This is a genomic window from Streptomyces sp. NBC_01166, assembly GCF_045039765.1.
In the GTDB taxonomy this organism is placed as follows: Bacteria; Actinomycetota; Actinomycetes; order Streptomycetales; family Streptomycetaceae; genus Streptomyces.
Genome location: NZ_CP108613.1, coordinates 884,632 through 900,734, shown reverse-complemented (window position 1 = coordinate 900,734; position 16,103 = coordinate 884,632). Strand labels below are relative to the sequence as shown.

At 71.2% G+C, this 16,103-nt stretch carries 17 protein-coding genes; 12 read left to right on the top strand and 5 right to left on the bottom strand.

Going from position 1 to position 16,103, the window contains the following annotated elements; translation table 11 throughout:
- Window positions 1-65: 65 nt before the first annotated feature.
- The 5 genes from OG379_RS04360 (at window position 66) to OG379_RS04340 (ending at window position 4,722) form a co-directional block, all read left to right on the top strand.
- A complete protein-coding gene (locus tag OG379_RS04360; protein WP_393766751.1) occupies window positions 66-1,463 on the top strand; it encodes a DUF6421 family protein in 1,398 nt (465 codons plus the stop codon).
- Between the two features lie 26 nt (window positions 1,464-1,489).
- Window positions 1,490-2,254, top strand: coding sequence for an SDR family NAD(P)-dependent oxidoreductase (locus OG379_RS04355; RefSeq protein WP_405659466.1), 765 nt, complete (start codon window positions 1,490-1,492; stop codon window positions 2,252-2,254).
- On the top strand, window positions 2,233-3,315 hold the full coding sequence (locus tag OG379_RS04350) for a threonine aldolase family protein (protein ID WP_405659464.1): 1,083 nt from the start codon (window positions 2,233-2,235) through the stop codon (window positions 3,313-3,315). Before OG379_RS04355 ends, OG379_RS04350 begins: the two co-directional genes overlap by 22 nt.
- A gap of 71 nt (window positions 3,316-3,386) precedes the next feature.
- A complete protein-coding gene (locus tag OG379_RS04345; RefSeq protein WP_405659461.1) occupies window positions 3,387-3,986 on the top strand; it encodes a transglutaminase family protein in 600 nt (199 codons plus the stop codon).
- A gap of 43 nt (window positions 3,987-4,029) precedes the next feature.
- Entirely contained in the window at window positions 4,030-4,722 is a 693-nt protein-coding gene (locus tag OG379_RS04340) for a B3/4 domain-containing protein (protein ID WP_405659459.1), read from the top strand.
- Between the two features lie 23 nt (window positions 4,723-4,745).
- Here OG379_RS04340 and OG379_RS04335 read toward each other — a convergent pair whose 3' ends face one another.
- Window positions 4,746-5,468: a lysophospholipid acyltransferase family protein gene (locus tag OG379_RS04335; RefSeq protein ID WP_362929856.1), complete on the bottom strand. Its 723-nt coding sequence runs from the start codon at window positions 5,466-5,468 to the stop codon at window positions 4,746-4,748.
- A gap of 219 nt (window positions 5,469-5,687) precedes the next feature.
- On the opposite strand from OG379_RS04335, the gene OG379_RS04330 reads away from it, so the two are divergent.
- The 5 genes from OG379_RS04330 (at window position 5,688) to OG379_RS04310 (ending at window position 10,193) form a co-directional block, all read left to right on the top strand.
- Entirely contained in the window at window positions 5,688-6,014 is a 327-nt protein-coding gene (locus OG379_RS04330) for a TlpA family protein disulfide reductase (protein WP_393766746.1), read from the top strand.
- Between the two features lie 195 nt (window positions 6,015-6,209).
- Complete coding sequence (locus tag OG379_RS04325) at window positions 6,210-6,716, top strand: flavin reductase family protein (RefSeq protein ID WP_405659456.1); 507 nt, start codon at window positions 6,210-6,212, stop codon at window positions 6,714-6,716.
- A 202-nt stretch (window positions 6,717-6,918) separates the two neighbouring features.
- Window positions 6,919-7,704 (top strand): electron transfer flavoprotein subunit beta/FixA family protein, encoded by a 786-nt coding sequence (locus tag OG379_RS04320; protein ID WP_033305351.1) that lies wholly within the window; start codon window positions 6,919-6,921, stop codon window positions 7,702-7,704.
- 57 nt (window positions 7,705-7,761) lie between these two features.
- Window positions 7,762-8,724 carry an electron transfer flavoprotein subunit alpha/FixB family protein gene (locus tag OG379_RS04315; RefSeq protein WP_393766744.1) on the top strand — a complete coding sequence of 321 codons (963 nt, stop codon included), beginning with the start codon at window positions 7,762-7,764 and terminating at the stop codon, window positions 8,722-8,724.
- Window positions 8,725-8,894: 170 nt separating this feature from the next.
- A complete protein-coding gene (locus OG379_RS04310) occupies window positions 8,895-10,193 on the top strand; it encodes a DUF6986 family protein (RefSeq protein WP_405659453.1) in 1,299 nt (432 codons plus the stop codon).
- Between the two features lie 43 nt (window positions 10,194-10,236).
- On the opposite strand, the gene OG379_RS04305 is transcribed toward OG379_RS04310, so the two are convergent.
- Entirely contained in the window at window positions 10,237-11,265 is a 1,029-nt protein-coding gene (locus OG379_RS04305; RefSeq protein WP_104790888.1) for a LacI family DNA-binding transcriptional regulator, read from the bottom strand.
- Between the two features lie 184 nt (window positions 11,266-11,449).
- Between OG379_RS04305 and OG379_RS04300 the strand changes: the two genes are divergently transcribed.
- Window positions 11,450-12,418, top strand: a complete 969-nt coding sequence (locus tag OG379_RS04300; RefSeq protein ID WP_405659451.1) for an ROK family protein — start codon at window positions 11,450-11,452, stop codon at window positions 12,416-12,418.
- Between the two features lie 16 nt (window positions 12,419-12,434).
- Here the strand turns inward: OG379_RS04300 and OG379_RS04295 are convergent, their stop codons facing one another.
- A complete protein-coding gene (locus tag OG379_RS04295; protein WP_405659449.1) occupies window positions 12,435-12,611 on the bottom strand; it encodes a hypothetical protein in 177 nt (58 codons plus the stop codon).
- Between the two features lie 197 nt (window positions 12,612-12,808).
- Between OG379_RS04295 and OG379_RS04290 the strand changes: the two genes are divergently transcribed.
- On the top strand, window positions 12,809-13,852 hold the full coding sequence (locus OG379_RS04290) for an NUDIX domain-containing protein (protein WP_405659447.1): 1,044 nt from the start codon (window positions 12,809-12,811) through the stop codon (window positions 13,850-13,852).
- 18 nt (window positions 13,853-13,870) lie between these two features.
- Here OG379_RS04290 and OG379_RS04285 read toward each other — a convergent pair whose 3' ends face one another.
- Together OG379_RS04285 and OG379_RS04280 are read right to left on the bottom strand one after the other, a co-directional pair.
- Window positions 13,871-14,551, bottom strand: a complete 681-nt coding sequence (locus OG379_RS04285; RefSeq protein WP_405659445.1) for an MBL fold metallo-hydrolase — start codon at window positions 14,549-14,551, stop codon at window positions 13,871-13,873.
- An 89-nt stretch (window positions 14,552-14,640) separates the two neighbouring features.
- Window positions 14,641-16,005 (bottom strand): dipeptidase, encoded by a 1,365-nt coding sequence (locus OG379_RS04280; RefSeq protein WP_405659443.1) that lies wholly within the window; start codon window positions 16,003-16,005, stop codon window positions 14,641-14,643.
- Between the last annotated feature and the right edge of the window lie 98 nt (window positions 16,006-16,103).

The window sequence follows — 16,103 nt, the reverse complement described above, 5'->3', positions numbered from 1 at the left end:
TTGTCTGATGGAGCCGTGGATGGATACGGTTGCTTGACGCGAGGTTCTCCCGTGAAGGAAGTGTTATGACGGAAATTCTTGAGCACGCCGCCGCCACCGGCGCGATAGCTTCTGCCCAGCGGGTCGTGGAGCACCCTGCCTGGCCGGCGCTCAAGAGTGCCGTGGAGGAGCTCCGCCCCTGGCAGTCCAAGGACGGCTCCATCGACTTCGGGTCCGAGGGCGCGCCCTCGGCCGAAACGGCCGGGGCCGTCATCGAGCGCGTCGTCACCGCGGTCGAGCAGCTCTCCCCGCTGCTCCCGCACGACCACGCCTACCACCGCGCGCTCGTCACCGACCTGCGCCGCTGGGCCGCGGACGGGTTCGGTGTCCCGGACTTCCTCGACTCCCTGCTCGCCTTCCAGCCCGCCAGGAGCCGCGCGGACGGCCTCCAGCACCTGGTCGTGTTCGCGATGTACACGCAGAACGGCAATCCGGACCGCAATCTCGAAGCCGTCGTGCTGCGGATGGTGTGGCCCGAGTGGCTCGCCGACCTCGAGGCCACGCGCTACGACAACCCGATGTTCTGCGGCATCACCTTCGAGGACTTCACCTCGGGTTACGACACCAACTCCGCCGTGCTCTTCCCCGAGACCATCGCCGTACGCGAGGCGCCGGAGCGCTTCAGCTGGGGCGGCATCTTCTGCGACCGTGAGGCCGCCCGCTTCCGCCGCGTGACCGAGGCCTCCGTCGACCTGCTGGGCGTCGAGCTGCCCGACGACGTCCGCGAGATGATCGGCGACCAGAAGCGGTGCGAGCAGGCGTTCGTGCTCTGGGACATGGTCCATGACCGCACCCACAGCCACGGCGACCTTCCGTTCGACCCGTTCATGATCAAGCAGCGTCAGCCGTTCTGGATGTACGGGCTGGAGGAGCTGCGCTGCGACCTCACCGCCTTCCGGGAGGCGGTGAAGCTGGAGGCCGACGGCTTCGGCCAGGGCCGCGACGTCCAGTTCGCCGTGCTCTTCGACCGGATGTTCCGCTTCCCCGTCACCGGCGAGCGTGTGCGGAACTACGACGGCCTGGGCGGTCAGCTGCTCTTCGCCTACCTCCACAAGCACGACGTCGTCCGCTGGACCGACAACACGCTCAAGATCGACTGGGCCCGCGCCCCCGAGGTCACCAACCAGCTCTGCGGTGAGATCGAGAAGCTCTACCGCGACGGCATCGACCGCCCGAAGCTCGTGCACTGGTTCGCGGCGTACGACCTTGTCGCGACCTATCTCGCACCCCACCCGGGATCCCGCTGGGCCAAGGGCCCGGATGCCCTGGACCTGAACCAACCGCCTCGTAAGCTCGTCGACGACGTGCTTCCGGACGAGTTTCCCCTGAGCATGTTCTATGAGGCGCTCTCGAAGAAGCTGAAGCATGTGATCGCCTCCACCAAGGGGATCACCGCGGCGGACGCCGGGCGGGCAGCTGCGTGAGCGCGGGTTCTGAGGAGGCGGTGGCGATGAACGGAACAGGCAGGGACGACAACGGTGTGCTCGAGGGCGCCGTGATCGCGGTGGCCGGAGCGGCGGGGCCGGCGGGCCGCGCCACCCTGCTCAGGCTCGCGGAGGCGGGGGCGACCGTGGTCGCCTCCGACGCGAACCCCGAGCGGCTCGTGGAAGCGGTCGACGCCGCGCGTTACGCCCACGGGGGAGCGACCGTCACCGGCGACACGGTCGACCTCCTCGATCCGGCGGCCGCGCGGGAGTGGGCCCTCAAGACGGAGAAGGAGTTCGGCCGCGTCGACGGACTGGTGCATCTCGTCGGAGGCTGGCGCGGCGGCTCCGGCTTCGCGGACACCAGCCTGGCCGACTGGGACTACCTGGAGAAGCTGCTGATCCGCACGGTCCAGTCCACCTCGCTCGCCTTCCACGAGGTCCTCCAGCGCAGCGACCGCGGCCGGTACGTGCTGATCAGCGCGGCCGGAGCCGGCGCCCCCACCGCAGGCAACGCCGCCTACGCCGCGTCCAAGGCGGCGGCCGAGGCCTGGACGCTCGCCCTGGCGGACGCCTTCCGAAAGGCGGGGGGCGAAGCGGGCCCGACGTCGGCTGCTGCGATCCTGGTCGTCAAGGCACTGGTGCACGACGCGATGCGCGCCGAGCGCCCGAATGCGAAGTTCGCGGGCTTCACGGACGTCACGGAGCTGGCCGATGCCATCGCCGGAGTCTGGGACATGCCCGCCGGAGAAGTGAACGGAAAGCGTCTGTGGCTGACCCCGCAACCGTAAGGACCGACGCGCGACGTCATCACGACCCGCAGGTGCGCGGTTTCGCCAGTGACAACTACGCCGGCGCGCACCCTGAGGTCCTCGCTGCCCTCGCCCTCGCCAACGGCGGCCACCAGGTCGCCTACGGCGAGGACGACTACACCGGACACCTCCAGCGGATCATGCACAGCCACTTCGGTCCCACCGCCGAGGCCTTCCCGGTCTTCAACGGCACCGGAGCCAACGTCGTCGCCCTCCAGGCGCTGACCGACCGCTGGGGCGCGGTGATCTGTGCCGAGTCCGCCCACATCAACGTGGACGAGGGCGGGGCGCCGGAGCGGGTGGGCGGGCTGAAGCTGCTCACCGTCCCGACCCCGGACGGCAAGCTCACACCGGAGCTCATCGACCGGGAGGCGTACGGCTGGGACGACGAGCACCGGGCGATGCCGCAGGTCGTCTCGATCACCCAGAACACGGAGCTCGGCACCGTCTACACGCCCGCCGAGATCCGCGCCATCTGCGAGCACGCCCACGAGCGGGGCATGAAGGTGCACCTCGACGGCGCCCGGATAGCCAACGCCGCGGCATCGCTGGACGTGCCGATGCGTACGTTCACCAACACGGTCGGCGTGGACGTCCTGTCCTTCGGCGGCACCAAGAACGGCGCGCTCTTCGGTGAGGCCGTGGTCGTCCTGAACCCGGACGCGGTCCGGGCCATGAAGCATCTGCGCAAGCTGTCGATGCAGCTCGCCTCCAAGATGCGCTTCGTCTCGGTCCAGCTCGAGGCGCTGCTCGCGCGGGATCTCTGGCTGCGCAACGCGCGCCACGCCAACGCCATGGCCCAGCGGCTCGCCGACGGGGTCCGGACGGTGGACGGGGTGGAGATCCTCTACCCGGTGCAGGCCAACGCCGTCTTCGCGAGGCTGCCGCACGAGGTGACCGAACGGCTGCAGAAGCGGTTCAGGTTCTACTTCTGGGACGAGAAGGCGGGAGACGTCCGCTGGATGTGTGCCTTCGACACTCGTGAGGACGACGTCGACTCCTTCGTTCTGGCGCTCAAGGAGGAGATGGCCCGGCAGTAGCAGCCACATACTTATGCGGCCGATCGGAATTGTATTGCGTCCGGTCGGCCGCATCGCTACGCTCCCCGGGCATGAAGCTGATCCAGCACGACTCGGACATCTCCGCCTATCTGGCCGAGGATGAGGTCATCGACCACCGTCATCCCCTCGTGCGGGAGACGTCCGAGCGTCTCGGCGCCGAGACGGTCGACGCATACGCATACGCTTCGGCGGCCTTCGCGTTCGTGCGCGACACCATCCCGCACTCGATGGACACGGGAGATCCGCGGGTCACCTGGCGTGCGTCCGACGTCCTGGCCGCCCGCACCGGTATCTGTTACGCGAAGTCGCACGCCCTGACCGCGCTGCTGCGGGCCGCGGGCATCCATGCCGGCCTCTGCTACCAGCGGCTCGCCGGGAGTGACGGCACGGACCTCGTCATCCACGGCTTGGTCGCGGTGCGGCTGCCCGGGTGGGAGCGGTGGGTGCGGCAGGATCCGCGCGGGAACGTGGGCGGAGTCGACGCCCGGTTCTCGGCCGGCGAGGAGCGGCTGGCCTGGGTACCGCGGCCGGAGTTCAATGAAATGGACTATCCGGTAGTATATGCAGTACCGCACGCGGCGACTCTCCATGCCCTGCGGAGCTCACGCGACCGCGCGGAGCTGGGCCGGAACCTTCCGGCCACGCTCTGAGCCCGGCCATGTCCCCGAAACCCGCACCGGAGCACTGCAGAAGATGACCCTGACGATCACGGTCTCCGACGAGGTCCGCAGCCTCGCCCCCGGCTTCACCCACATCGCCGTCGAGGCGCACGGCCTCGTCAACGGCCCCAGCGACGACGAGAGTTCGGCGCTGCTCGACGACGCGACCCGAAGGCTCACCGAGCGGCTCTGCGGCCGGGCGCCGCACGAGGACCCGCATGTGGCCGCCTGGCGTGAGATGTACACGGCCTTCGGCGCCAAGCCCTCCCGGACCCGCAACTCCGCCGAAGCCCTCGCGAGGCGCGCCCTCACCGAGGCCGGGCTGCCCCGCATCAACCGGCTGGTCGATCTCTACAACGCGGTCAGTGTCGCCCATCTGATCCCGGTCGGCGGAGAGGACACCGACCGCATCAGCGGCGCCATGAGGCTGGTGCGCTCCACCGGCCTGGACCCGTTCCCCACGGTCGCGGGCGGCGAGGAGGTCGTGGAGCACCCCGACCCCGGGGAGGTCGTCTGGCGTGACGACGAGTGCGTCACCTGCAGGCGCTGGAACTGGCGCCAGGGCACACGCACCCGTCTCACCGAGGAATCGGTCAACGCCGTCTTCCTTCTGGAGGGCCTCGCTCCCGTGACGGCGCCGGAGCTCGGGGCCGCGGCCGCCGAACTCGCCGAGTCGCTCGAGAAGATCAGCCCCGGAGTACGGATCACCCTCCACGACCCGGCGTGACCTTCCCTCCGACGCGCGGAGGATCAGCCGAGTTCGCGAGCCTCCGCGGGCGTCGGAGCCGTACCGCCGAGGTGCGCCGGCACCCACCAGGTGTCGGCCGCGTCCTTGGGGCGCACCGGGTAGGCGCGCTGTGCCGCCTCGAGGAGCTCCTGGACGCGTTCACGCAGCCGGCGGGTGATCGCACCCGCGTACTGGTCGGTGGGGGCCTCCAGGGCCTCGCCCACGCGAATCGTGATCGGGGTGTGGCTGCGCCGGAAATTGCGCGGGCGCCCCTTGGTCCACAGTCGCTGGGTACCCCACAGCGCCATCGGGACCAGCGGCACGCCCGCCTCCTGGGCGAGGCGCGCGGCGCCCGACTTGAAGCTCTTCAGCGTGAAGGACTGGGAGATCGTCGCCTCGGGGAACACTCCGACGATCTCGCCCGCGCGCAGCGACGCGAGCGCGTGCGCGTAGGCGTCCTCGCCCTGGTTACGGTCGACGGGGATGTGCTTCATGCCGCGCATCAGCGGTCCCGACACCTTGTGGCGGAACACCGACTCCTTCGCCATGAAGCGGACGAGCCGCTTCTGGGGCAGGGCGCCGAGCCCGGTGAAGATGAAGTCCAGATAGCTGATGTGGTTGCTGACCAGAACCGCGCCACCGGTCTTCGGGATGTGCTCCGAACCCTGGGTGTCGATCTTCAGGTCGAGCGCCTTGAACAGCGTGCGAGCGGCGCCGATGACCGGCCGATAGACGAGCTCTGCCATCTGGATGAAGACCCTTCTTCAATGCCTGGGGAGGGTTCTCCCGGCGGAAGTTACGCAGCCGTAGGTTTTCGGCATTGGGGCGATCGTGCCCCATGCGCGACGCCGTGGCCAGCCCCAAAGGGCCCGGCGCGAGAGATTCTCGTCACGTGAATCATCCGGGAATGTAATGAGGTCGCAGGGCGCTGACCCTTTGCGCAGAGCTCTGAGAGGGAGGCCGGGATGGACGGGCGGACGGACGCGGGCACGCTGGACGCGGCCCAACTCGGCGCGGAACTGGGGGATCGGGCGACTCTCGTGCAGTTCTCGACCGCGTTCTGCCAGCCGTGCCGCGCCACCAGGCGCACCCTCGCGGAGGTGGCCGGGATGGTCGACGGCGTCGCCCATGTCGAGATCGACGCCGAGGCGCATCTCGCGCTCGTGCGCAGCCTCGGCATCAGCCGGACCCCCACGGTCCTGGTGCTCGACGCGGCGGGCCGCATCGTCCGCCGGGCGGCGGGGCAGCCGCGTGCGGCGGATGTCGTCGCCGCTCTGGGGCAGGCGATGTGACGGACCGTGACGCATCTCCCACATGACGGGACGCACTTGACTGTGTACACCACGCATCGTCACTCTGACGTTATGCCGCCAGAACTCCTTCTTTTCGGCCGGGTCCATGTCGACCTCGTGCGCCACGCGAGTGCGCGCTGTCCGGGTGCCTGAAGACCCCACGCCCCGTACCGCCCCCTCGCAGAAGGACACCCCATGACGGCCTCGCCCGATCTCGGCACCACCCGGACGGCTTCCCCCGAACTCCTCCGCTCCGTCTTCCGTCGGCACGCCGCCGGGGTCGCGGTGATCACCGCCGCGGGCGCGGGGCCGGTCGGCTTCACCGCCACCTCGCTCAACTCCGTCGCCGCCGAGCCCCCGCTCGTCTCCTTCGGTGTGGGCACCTCGTCCTCCAGCTGGCCCGTGGTCGCGGAGGCGGAGCACGTGGGCGTGCACATACTCGGCGAGGACCAGCAGGAGCTCGCCGCGACGTTCGCCCGCAGCGGCGCCGACCGGTTCGGCCCCTCCACCGACTGGAGCAGGGGCCCCGAGGGGGTGCCCCTGCTCGGGGGTGTGGTCGCCTGGCTGGTCTGCCGGGTGGTGGCCCGGATCCCGGCGGGGGACCACCGCATCGTGATCGCCGAGGCCGTGGCCGGGGACCCGTCGCGGGGCGGCAGGCCGCTGGTCTACCACCAGGGGCGTTTCACGGCTCTGCGAGACTGAGGGCGAGCAAGGCGGTGCCGGAGCCGACCTCGTTGGCTACGTCACAGTTCCAAGCGCTTGCTTATGGGTAATGTACTGGGTGTACTGGCGAGTAATATTTTGGCCGGGAGCCGGGTCGCCCCGACCGGAAACCGCCCGATAAGGCGCCTATGCTGCGTGCAACAAGGCAGCCCAGAAATGACGATGCAGTAGGAGAGCCGGCGTGAGCTTGAGGATCGTTGTCTGTGTGAAGTACGTGCCCGACGCCACCGGCGACCGGCACTTCGCCGATGACCTGACCCTGGACCGTGACGACGTCGACGGTCTGCTGTCGGAGCTCGACGAGTACGCGGTCGAGCAGGCGCTGCAGATCGCCGACGAGGCGGACGACGCGGAGATCACCGTGCTCACGGTGGGCCCCGAGGACGCCAAGGACGCGCTGCGCAAGGCGCTGTCGATGGGCGCCGACAAGGCCGTCCACGTCGAGGACGACGACCTGCACGGTACCGACGTCATCGGTACCTCCCTGGTCCTGGCCAAGGCTGTCGAGAAGACCGGTTACGACCTGGTCATCTGCGGCATGGCGTCGACGGACGGCACCATGGGCGTGCTCCCGGCTCTGCTCGCGGAGCGCCTCGGCGTCCCGCAGGTCACGCTGCTCTCCGAGGTCTCGGTCGACGGCGGCACGGTCAAGGGCCGCCGTGACGGCGACTCCGCGTCCGAGCAGCTCGAGGCGTCCCTGCCGGCCGTGGTCTCGGTGACCGACCAGTCGGGCGAGGCCCGCTACCCGTCGTTCAAGGGCATCATGGCGGCGAAGAAGAAGCCGGTCGAGTCGCTGGACCTCGAGGACCTTGAGATCGAGGCGGACGAGGTCGGCCTGGGCGGCTCCTGGACCGCGGTCGACTCCGCGGCCGAGCGTCCCGCCCGCACCGCGGGCACGATCGTCAAGGACGAGGGCGAGGGCGGCAAGCAGCTGGCCGAGTTCCTCGCGGGCCAGAAGTTCATCTGAGCCCCGCCCGTCCCCATCGCCGCCCCGCCTCTTTCGCACGCAGGAGATTGAAGTCCCATGGCTGAAGTTCTCGTCTATGTCGATCACGTGGACGGTGCCGTCCGCAAGCCCACCCTGGAGCTGCTGACGCTCGCCCGCCGCATCGGCGAGCCCGTCGCGCTCGCCCTCGGCAAGGGTGCCGCCGACACCGCCGCCGCGCTCGCCGAGCACGGTGCGGTCAAGGTACTGACCGCCGACGCGCCGGAGTTCGCCGACTACCTCGTCGTACCGAAGGTGGACGCGCTCCAGGCCGCGTACGACGCGGTCTCCCCGGCCGCCGTGCTGCTGCCCTCCTCGGCCGAGGCCAAGGAGATCGCGGCCCGCCTCGCGCTGCGCATCGGATCCGGCATCATCACCGACGCCGTGGACCTGGAGGCCGGTGACTCGGGCCCGGTCGCGACGCAGTCGGCGTTCGCCGCCTCGTACACCACCAAGTCCCGTGTCTCCAAGGGCACTCCGGTCATCACGGTCAAGCCGAACTCGGCCGCCGTCGAGGCCGCCCCGGCCGCCGGTGCCGTCGAGGCCCTCACGGTCTCCTTCTCCGCCACGGCCACCGGCACCAAGGTCCTCTCGCGCACCCCGCGTGAGTCGACCGGCCGTCCGGAGCTGACCGAGGCCGCGATCGTCGTCTCCGGCGGACGCGGCGTCAACGGCGCCGAGAACTTCGCGATCATCGAGGCGCTCGCCGACTCCCTCGGTGCGGCCGTCGGTGCCTCGCGTGCCGCGGTCGACGCCGGCTGGTACCCGCACACCAACCAGGTCGGCCAGACCGGCAAGAGCGTGTCCCCGCAGCTGTACATCGCCTCGGGCATCTCCGGCGCGATCCAGCACCGGGCCGGCATGCAGACCTCGAAGACCATCGTCGCGGTCAACAAGGACGCCGAAGCCCCGATCTTCGACCTCGTCGACTACGGCGTCGTCGGCGACCTCTTCGACGTCGTCCCGCAGCTCACCGACGAGGTCAAGACCCGCAAGGGCTGACCCGGCAGGAGCTCTGCCCGTACGACGGCCCGGGGCCGCGTGGTGTTCTCACCGCGCGGCCCCGGGCTGTTTCCGACCACCATTGACGCAGGGCCGGGAGACTTATAACTTCACTATGCGGATGAAAGATTCCGGGAAGCGGAATTACTGAATACGTGGAGGGTACGGTCATGGGTCAGCAGGAGAAGGTGGCAACGAGCCTCGCCGGCACGGTCGGTGAGGAGATCAGCGCCTCCCTCACATCGGTGGACGCCGAACTGGCCCGCCGGTACCCAGGAGACCCCGGCACGCGTCAGCCCGTCCACACCGTCTACGTGCCCGCGGACAGCTTCACCCCCACGACCCTCCGCACCTGGGGTGACCAGGCGATTGCGGCGCTGGACGAGCACGCCCCCGACGCCACCGCCCTCGCCTCGGTCCTCGGGATCCCGCAGGAGCTCGCCGAGCCGGTCCACGACCGCGTACGCGCCAAGCTGGAGCGCGAGCCGGTCGAGGACCTGCGCATCGACTTCGAGGACGGGTACGGCCCGCGCCCCGACGCGGAGGAGGACGAGGCCGCCGCCCGCGCGGCGCGTCTGGTGGCCGAGGCGTACGCCGACGGGACCGCGGCTCCGTACATGGGCATCCGGATGAAGTGCATGGAAGCCGCCGTACGTGACCGGGGCATCCGCACCACGGACATCTTCCTCACCGGCCTGATGCGGGCAGGAGGTCTCCCCGAGGGGCTCGTGCTGACGCTGCCCAAGGTGACGTACCCCGAACAGGTCACCGCCTTCGTGCGGCTGCTCGAGGCCTTCGAGGAGACCCACGGTCTGCCCTCCGGCCGCCTCGGGTTCGAGATCCAGATCGAGACCAGCCAGTCCATCCTGGCGGCCGACGGAACCGCCGCAGTGGCCCGCATGATCGACGCCGCCCGGGGCCGGGCGACCGGTCTGCACTACGGGACCTTCGACTACAGCGCCTGTGTCGGTGTCAGCCCCGCCTACCAGGCCAGTGACCATCCCGCCGCCGACCATGCCAAGGCCGTCATGCAGGTCGCCGCCGCGGGCACCGGCGTGCGGGTCTGCGACGGCTCCACGAACGTGCTTCCGGTCGGCCCCGCCCAGCAGGTCCACGACGCCTGGCGCCTGCACTACGGCCTCACCCGCCGCGCTCTGGCCCGCGCCTACTACCAGGGCTGGGACATGCACCCGGGCCACCTGCCCACCCGCTACGCCGCCGTCTACAGCTTCTACCGCGAGGGCCTCGGCCAGGCCGCGTCCCGGCTCGCCGCCTATGTGGCCAAGGCCGGCGGGGACGTCATGGACGAGCCCGCCACCGCGAAGGCGCTGAGCGGCTACCTGCTCCGTGGCATCGACTGCGGCGCCCTGGACACCCCGGAGGTCACGGACCTCACCGGCCTGAGCCGCGCGGACCTCGACGGCTTCGCCTCGCCCCGGCGCGGCGGGCTGACCGTGACGGCCCCCTGAGGTCTCCCGTCCGGAACGCCCGGGGCTCACCTGCCCCGGGCGTTCACGCGGGCGGGAGTTCCCCCGAGCCGCGTGGGATGAGCCGCGTCGGGAGCTCCACCCGCGCAGGGGCGTGAGCGGCGCCGTCGAGGCGGCGGAAGAGGTGCTCCGCCGCGGTGCGGCCGACCGCCGCGGCGTCCTGCGAGATCACCGTGATGCCGAGCAGGTCGGCCAGCTCGATGTCGTCGAAGCCGACCAGGGCGATCCGGCGTTCGCACTCGGCCAGGACGCGGACCGCCGTGACCGTCACGCGGTTGTTGCCCGCGAAGAGGGCGGTCACCGGCTCGGGCCCGGCCAGCATGGCCTCGGCGGCGGACCTGACCCGGGCCGGGTCGGTCGGGCCCAGGGAGACCCAGGCGTCCTCCACCTCGATCCCCGCGTCGGCCAGGGCCGCGTGGTACCCGCGCAGTCGTTCCGTCGCGGTGTGGATGCGCGGCTGGTCACCGATGAAGCCGATCCTGCGATGGCCGTGCGCGACCAGGTGGGCGACGCCCGCGCGCGCCCCGCCGAAGCTGTCCGACAGGACCATGTCCGCGTCGACCCGGCCCGCCGGACGGTCGACGAACACGGTGGCGATGCCGGCCTTCATCTCGGGCTCCAGGTAGCGGTGGTCGTCGCCCGCCGGGATCACGATGAGGCCGTCCACCCGGCGGGCGCAGAGCGCGAGGACGAGCTCCTGCTCGCGCTCCGGGTCCTCCGCGCTGGAGCCGTTGATCAGCAGCGCGCCATGGGCGCGGGCCACCTCCTCGACGGCGCGGCTCAGCGGGCCGTAGAAGGGGTCCGCGAGGTCCTCCAGCACGAGGCCGATCGACGCGGTTCGGCCCTTGCGCAGGACGCGCGCGCTGTCGTTGCGGCGGAATCCGAGCGCCTCGATCGCCTCCTGGACGCGGCGTTCGGTGTCGGGGGTGACTCCGGGCTCGCTGTTCACCACGCGTGAGACCGTCTTGAGGCCTACTCCGGCACGGGCTGCCACGTCCTTCATGGTCGGCCTGTTGCCGTAGCGGGACTCGGAATGGCGGGCGGTCTCGGCCACGGTGCGCTGTCCTGACGTCGGGAACGGGTGATTCCGGCCCCCTTCGGCGGTGCCGGGAACGGGCCGGATGCTGTGGCGTCGAGCATAGGCCCTGGACAACGTTGTCAAGAGAATGGAGACTAGGAGCATCATCTGACTGAAGTCGCAGGTCCTGCGCCTCACCCCCTCCGGAGAGTCCACACCGATGCATACCGACCTCGTCACCGCGCTCGACATCGGCGGTACCAAGATCGCCGGGGCGTTGGTGGACGGCGGCGGATCCCTTCTCGTACGGGCGCAGCGCCCCACCCCGGCCCGCGAGGGCGCCGAGGCCGTGATGGGTGCGGTGAGCGACGTCCTGACGGAGCTGGCGGCCTCGCCGCTGTGGCACCGGACGCGTGCGGTCGGCATCGGGAGTGCGGGGCCCGTCGACGCCTCGGCGGGCACGGTCAGCCCGGTCAATGTCCCTGGCTGGCGCGGCTTCCCGCTGGTGGACCGGGTGGCCGCGGCGACCGGCGGGCTGCCGGTCACGCTCGTCGGCGACGGGGTCGCGATGACGGCGGCCGAACACTGGCTGGGCGCCGCCCGGGGTTATGACAACGCGCTGTGCCTGGTCGTCTCCACCGGAGTCGGCGGCGGTCTCGTACTCGGCGGAAAGCTGTACCCGGGCCCCTCGGGCAACGCCGGTCACATCGGGCACATCAGTGTCGATCTGGACGGCGACCCCTGCCCCTGCGGCGCGCGCGGCTGCGTGGAGCGCATCGCCAGCGGGCCGAACATCGCCCGGCGGGCCCTGGAGAACGGCTGGCGCCCCGGCCCGGACGGTGATGCCACGGCCGCCGCGGTGGCCGCCGCCGCGCGGGCGGGGGACCCGGTCGCCGCCGCTTCCTTCGAGCGGGCCGCCCAGGCTCTCGCCGCCGGGATCGCCGCCACCGCCACCCTGACGGACATCGACATCGCCGTGATCGGCGGGGGAGTGGCGGGAGCGGGCGAGGTGCTCTTCGCGCCGCTGCGCAGGTCCCTGCGCGACTACGCCACGCTGTCCTTCGTCCAGGACCTCACCGTGACCTCCGCGGTGATGGGCACCGACGCGGGACTGGTCGGTGCGGCCGCCGCGGCCTCGACGGTCCGCCACGTCACCTCGAACGGCGTACGGGCCGTAGCCACCCCGTAGGGACAGGGCCGCCCGGTCAGCGGCCCCTGTCCGTCGGCTGCCGAGGCGCCACCACCAGGAAGGCGTCCTGCTCCAGGTCCATCACCACCTCGGCGGCCATGCCCTCCCCGCGGCGGGCGGCGGCGAACTCCTCGGCGGGCCGGCTGCCCCGTGGCCCTCCAGCGGGAAACTGCCCCAGTACCGTGCGGCGCACCGCGCATCCCCTCGTCGTTCCAGTGACTGTCCGCTCCAACGACGTCCGGCCGTCACTCGTTACGGCGGTGCGCCGGGCCCGGCTCGTACAGTGGGACGCCCCCGGCGTCCGCGCCGGCGCAACCGAGTCGCCCGTGCGGGGTTTCCGGAGCGGGGTGTTGCGGGCAAGCCACAGGGGGCTACGGAAGAGGGGGACCCGTGATCGTCTGGATCAACGGTGCGTTCAGTGCGGGCAAGACCAGCGCCGCGTGCGAACTGATCGATCTGATCCCGAACAGCACCTTCTACGACCCCGGACTGACCGGCGGGGGACTGCGTCGGCTACTGCCCCAGAAGAAGCTAGCCGAGGTGACCGACTTCCAGGACCTGCCGATATGGCGGCGCCTGGTGGTCGACACGGCCGCCGCGCTTCTCGCGGAACTCTCCGGGGTACTGGTCGTGCCGATGACACTGCTGAGGCAGGAGTACCGCGACGAGATATTCGGCGGGCTCGCCTCCCGGCGCATACCGGTGCGTCATGTACTGCTCTCACCTGAGGAAACGATCCTGCGGAGCCGGATCGCCCAGCGCGAGGAATTCGCCGACGATCCCGAGCACAGTGAGCGCGTCCGGCAATGGGCCTACGAGCACATCGAGCCCTACCGGGCGGCCCTCGGATGGATCACCGCCGACGCCCACACCATCGACACCAGCGCCCTCACCCCTTACGAGACGGCCCAGCGGATTGCCGAAGCACTGCGCACCGGCGAGGCCAGGGAGTGCGGCATAGTCCAGACCCCCGAACCGCGTGCGGAGACCGTCGCCTCCGGGGTGCTGCTCTTCGACGAGCAGGACCGGGTGCTGCTCGTCGACCCCACCTACAAACCCGGCTGGGAGTTCCCCGGCGGCGTGGTGGAACCCGGAGAGGCTCCCGCCCAGGCCGGGATACGAGAGGTCGCCGAGGAGCTGGGGCTCCACCTGGGCACGGTGCCGGGGCTTCTGGTGATCGACTGGGAGGCGCCGAAGCCGCCCGCGTACGGAGGACTGCGCTTCCTGTTCGACGGCGGCCGGCTGCGGGGCGAGGACGCCGCGCGGCTGCTGCTGCCGGGTTCGGAGCTGCGTGGCTGGCGGTTCGTCACCGAGGAGGAGGCGGCCGGCCTGCTGCCGCCGACCCGCTTCGAGAGGCTCCGCTGGGCGCTGCGCGCCCGCGAGCGGTCCACCGTGCTGAATCTGGAGGCCGGAGTGCCCGTGGGCGGCCGATAGCGTCCTGCGGGCCGCCGTTCACCGCGCGGCGGCCCGCAGGACGGACGCCGCGTCGGTGGTGAGCGGGTCACCGTGGCCGAAGCAGGCGACGACCGGACGGAGGGCGGCCAGTCGGCGGAAGGACGCCCGTACCTGTGCGTGGTCGGTGTTGAACACACCCGGCATCACCCGGTCCACCCCCGCCACGGTGTCCCCGGTGAACAGCACGTCGTGGCGGGGCAGGTGCACGCCGATCGAGCCGGGGGTGTGACCGGGGGAGTGGACCACCCGTGCCCCGCCCCCGAACGGGAGCTCGTCGCCGTCCTCCAGCTCGCGGTCGACCCGGGTGGGCGGCGCCTCGGGGACCGTCAGCGCATGGGCGTACAGGGGCCGTTCCCAGTCGTGCAGGTCGGGATCGGGCATGCGCTCCTCGCCCCGGACCACCGGGGCGTCCAGCCGGTGCGCCAGGATCTCGGCGCCGTATCTGTCCGCCAGCTCCTGGGCGGCGCCGTAGTGGTCGGGGTGGCCGTGGGTGAGGACGATCCGCCGGATCCCGGCCGGGTCCGCACCGAGGCCCCGTATGCCGTCCTCGACGGCGGCCGCCGCGTGCACATCACCGGCGTCGATCAATGTCAGGTCCGCGCCGTCACGCCAGAGATACGCCTGGCCGATCGGGAAGCGGAACATGTGCAGCTGCGGAAGTACCTCGACACGGTCCATACGGTCAACGTACGGACGGCGGGCGGCCCGCCGCCCGGAGTTCTGCTCCGGGCGACTCCGCTCAGCGCGTACGGGGGCGGGCGCGGCCCTCAGCCGTTCCTGGACTCCGCGTAGTTCCGCAGGAAGAGCGCCTCGGCGACCGAGAGCCGCTCCAGCTCCTCGGGGGACACGCTCTCGTTCACCGCGTGGATCTGGGCCTCGGGCTCGCTCAGCCCGATGAGCAGGATCTCCGCCTGGGGGTACAGCGCGGCCAGGGTGTTGCAGAGCGGGATGGAGCCCCCCATGCCGGAGGCCTGCATCTCCTCACCCGGGTAGGCGAGCCGCATGGCCTCGGCCATCGACGCGTAGGCGGGGCTGGTGACGTCGGCGCGGAACGGCTGTCCCTGGCCGACCTGTTCGACGGAGACGCGTGCTCCCCAGGGGGCGTGCGACTCGAGGTGGGCGGTCAGCAGCTTCGTCGCCTCGGAGGCGTCGTGGCCCGGCGGCACCCGCAGACTGATCTGCGCCCGGGCGCTCGCCTGGAGCGACGGAGTGGCTCCCACCACCGGCGGGCAGTCGATGCCGATGACGGTCACCGCGGGCCGCGCCCAGATGCGGTCGGCGACCGTACCCGTGCCGATGAGCCCCACGCCGTCGAGCACCTTGGCGTCGCCGCGGAACTCGCTCTCCGGGTACTGCAGCCCGTCCCACTCCGCGTCGGCCGTGAGTCCGTCGACCGTGGTCGTGCCGTCCTCGTCCCGCAGGGACGCCAGCAGCTGGATCATCGCGGCCAGCGCGTCGGGTGCCGCGCCGCCGAACTGTCCGGAGTGCAGGTTCCCTTCGAGGGTGTCGAGCCGCACCCGCAGCATGGTCATACCGCGCAGCGTCGCGGTGACGGTGGGCAGCCCGACGCGGAAGTTGCCCGCGTCACCGATGACGATCGAGTCGGCGGCCAGCAGCTCCGGGTGCGCCTCGGCGTACCGTTCGAGGCCGCCCGTGCCCTGCTCCTCCGAGCCCTCCGCGATCACCTTGACGGACACCGGCACGCCGCCGTTCGCCATGAGGGCGCGCACCGCGAGCAGGTGCATGATGAAGCCGCCCTTGCAGTCCGCGGTACCCCGGCCGAACCAGCGGCCGTCGCGCTCGGTCAGCTCGAACGGAGGGGAGAGCCAGGCGGACTCGTCCAGCGGCGGCTGCACGTCGTAGTGCGCGTAGAGCAGCACCGTGGGCGATCCGGGCGGGCCCGGCAGGTAGCCGTACACCGACTGGGTTCCGTCGGGGGTGTCGAGCAGCGCGACGTCCTGGAAGCCCTCGGCGCGCAGCGCGTCCGCGACCCAGCCTGCCGCCGCCTCGCACTCGCTCCGGGGGAACTGTGCGGGGTCCGCCACCGACCGGAAGGCCACCAGCTCGGCGAGCTCCGCTTTCGCGCGGGGCATCAGCGAGGCGACGGTCTCTGAAATCGGACGGGCGGTCATGGGCACGCTCCTCGTGGGTGCGACGTTAGGACTATGGCGCGGTGTGTACGCGGCCGGGGGCGACGCCGTGGACGCGGCGACACGTGTACAACGAATTC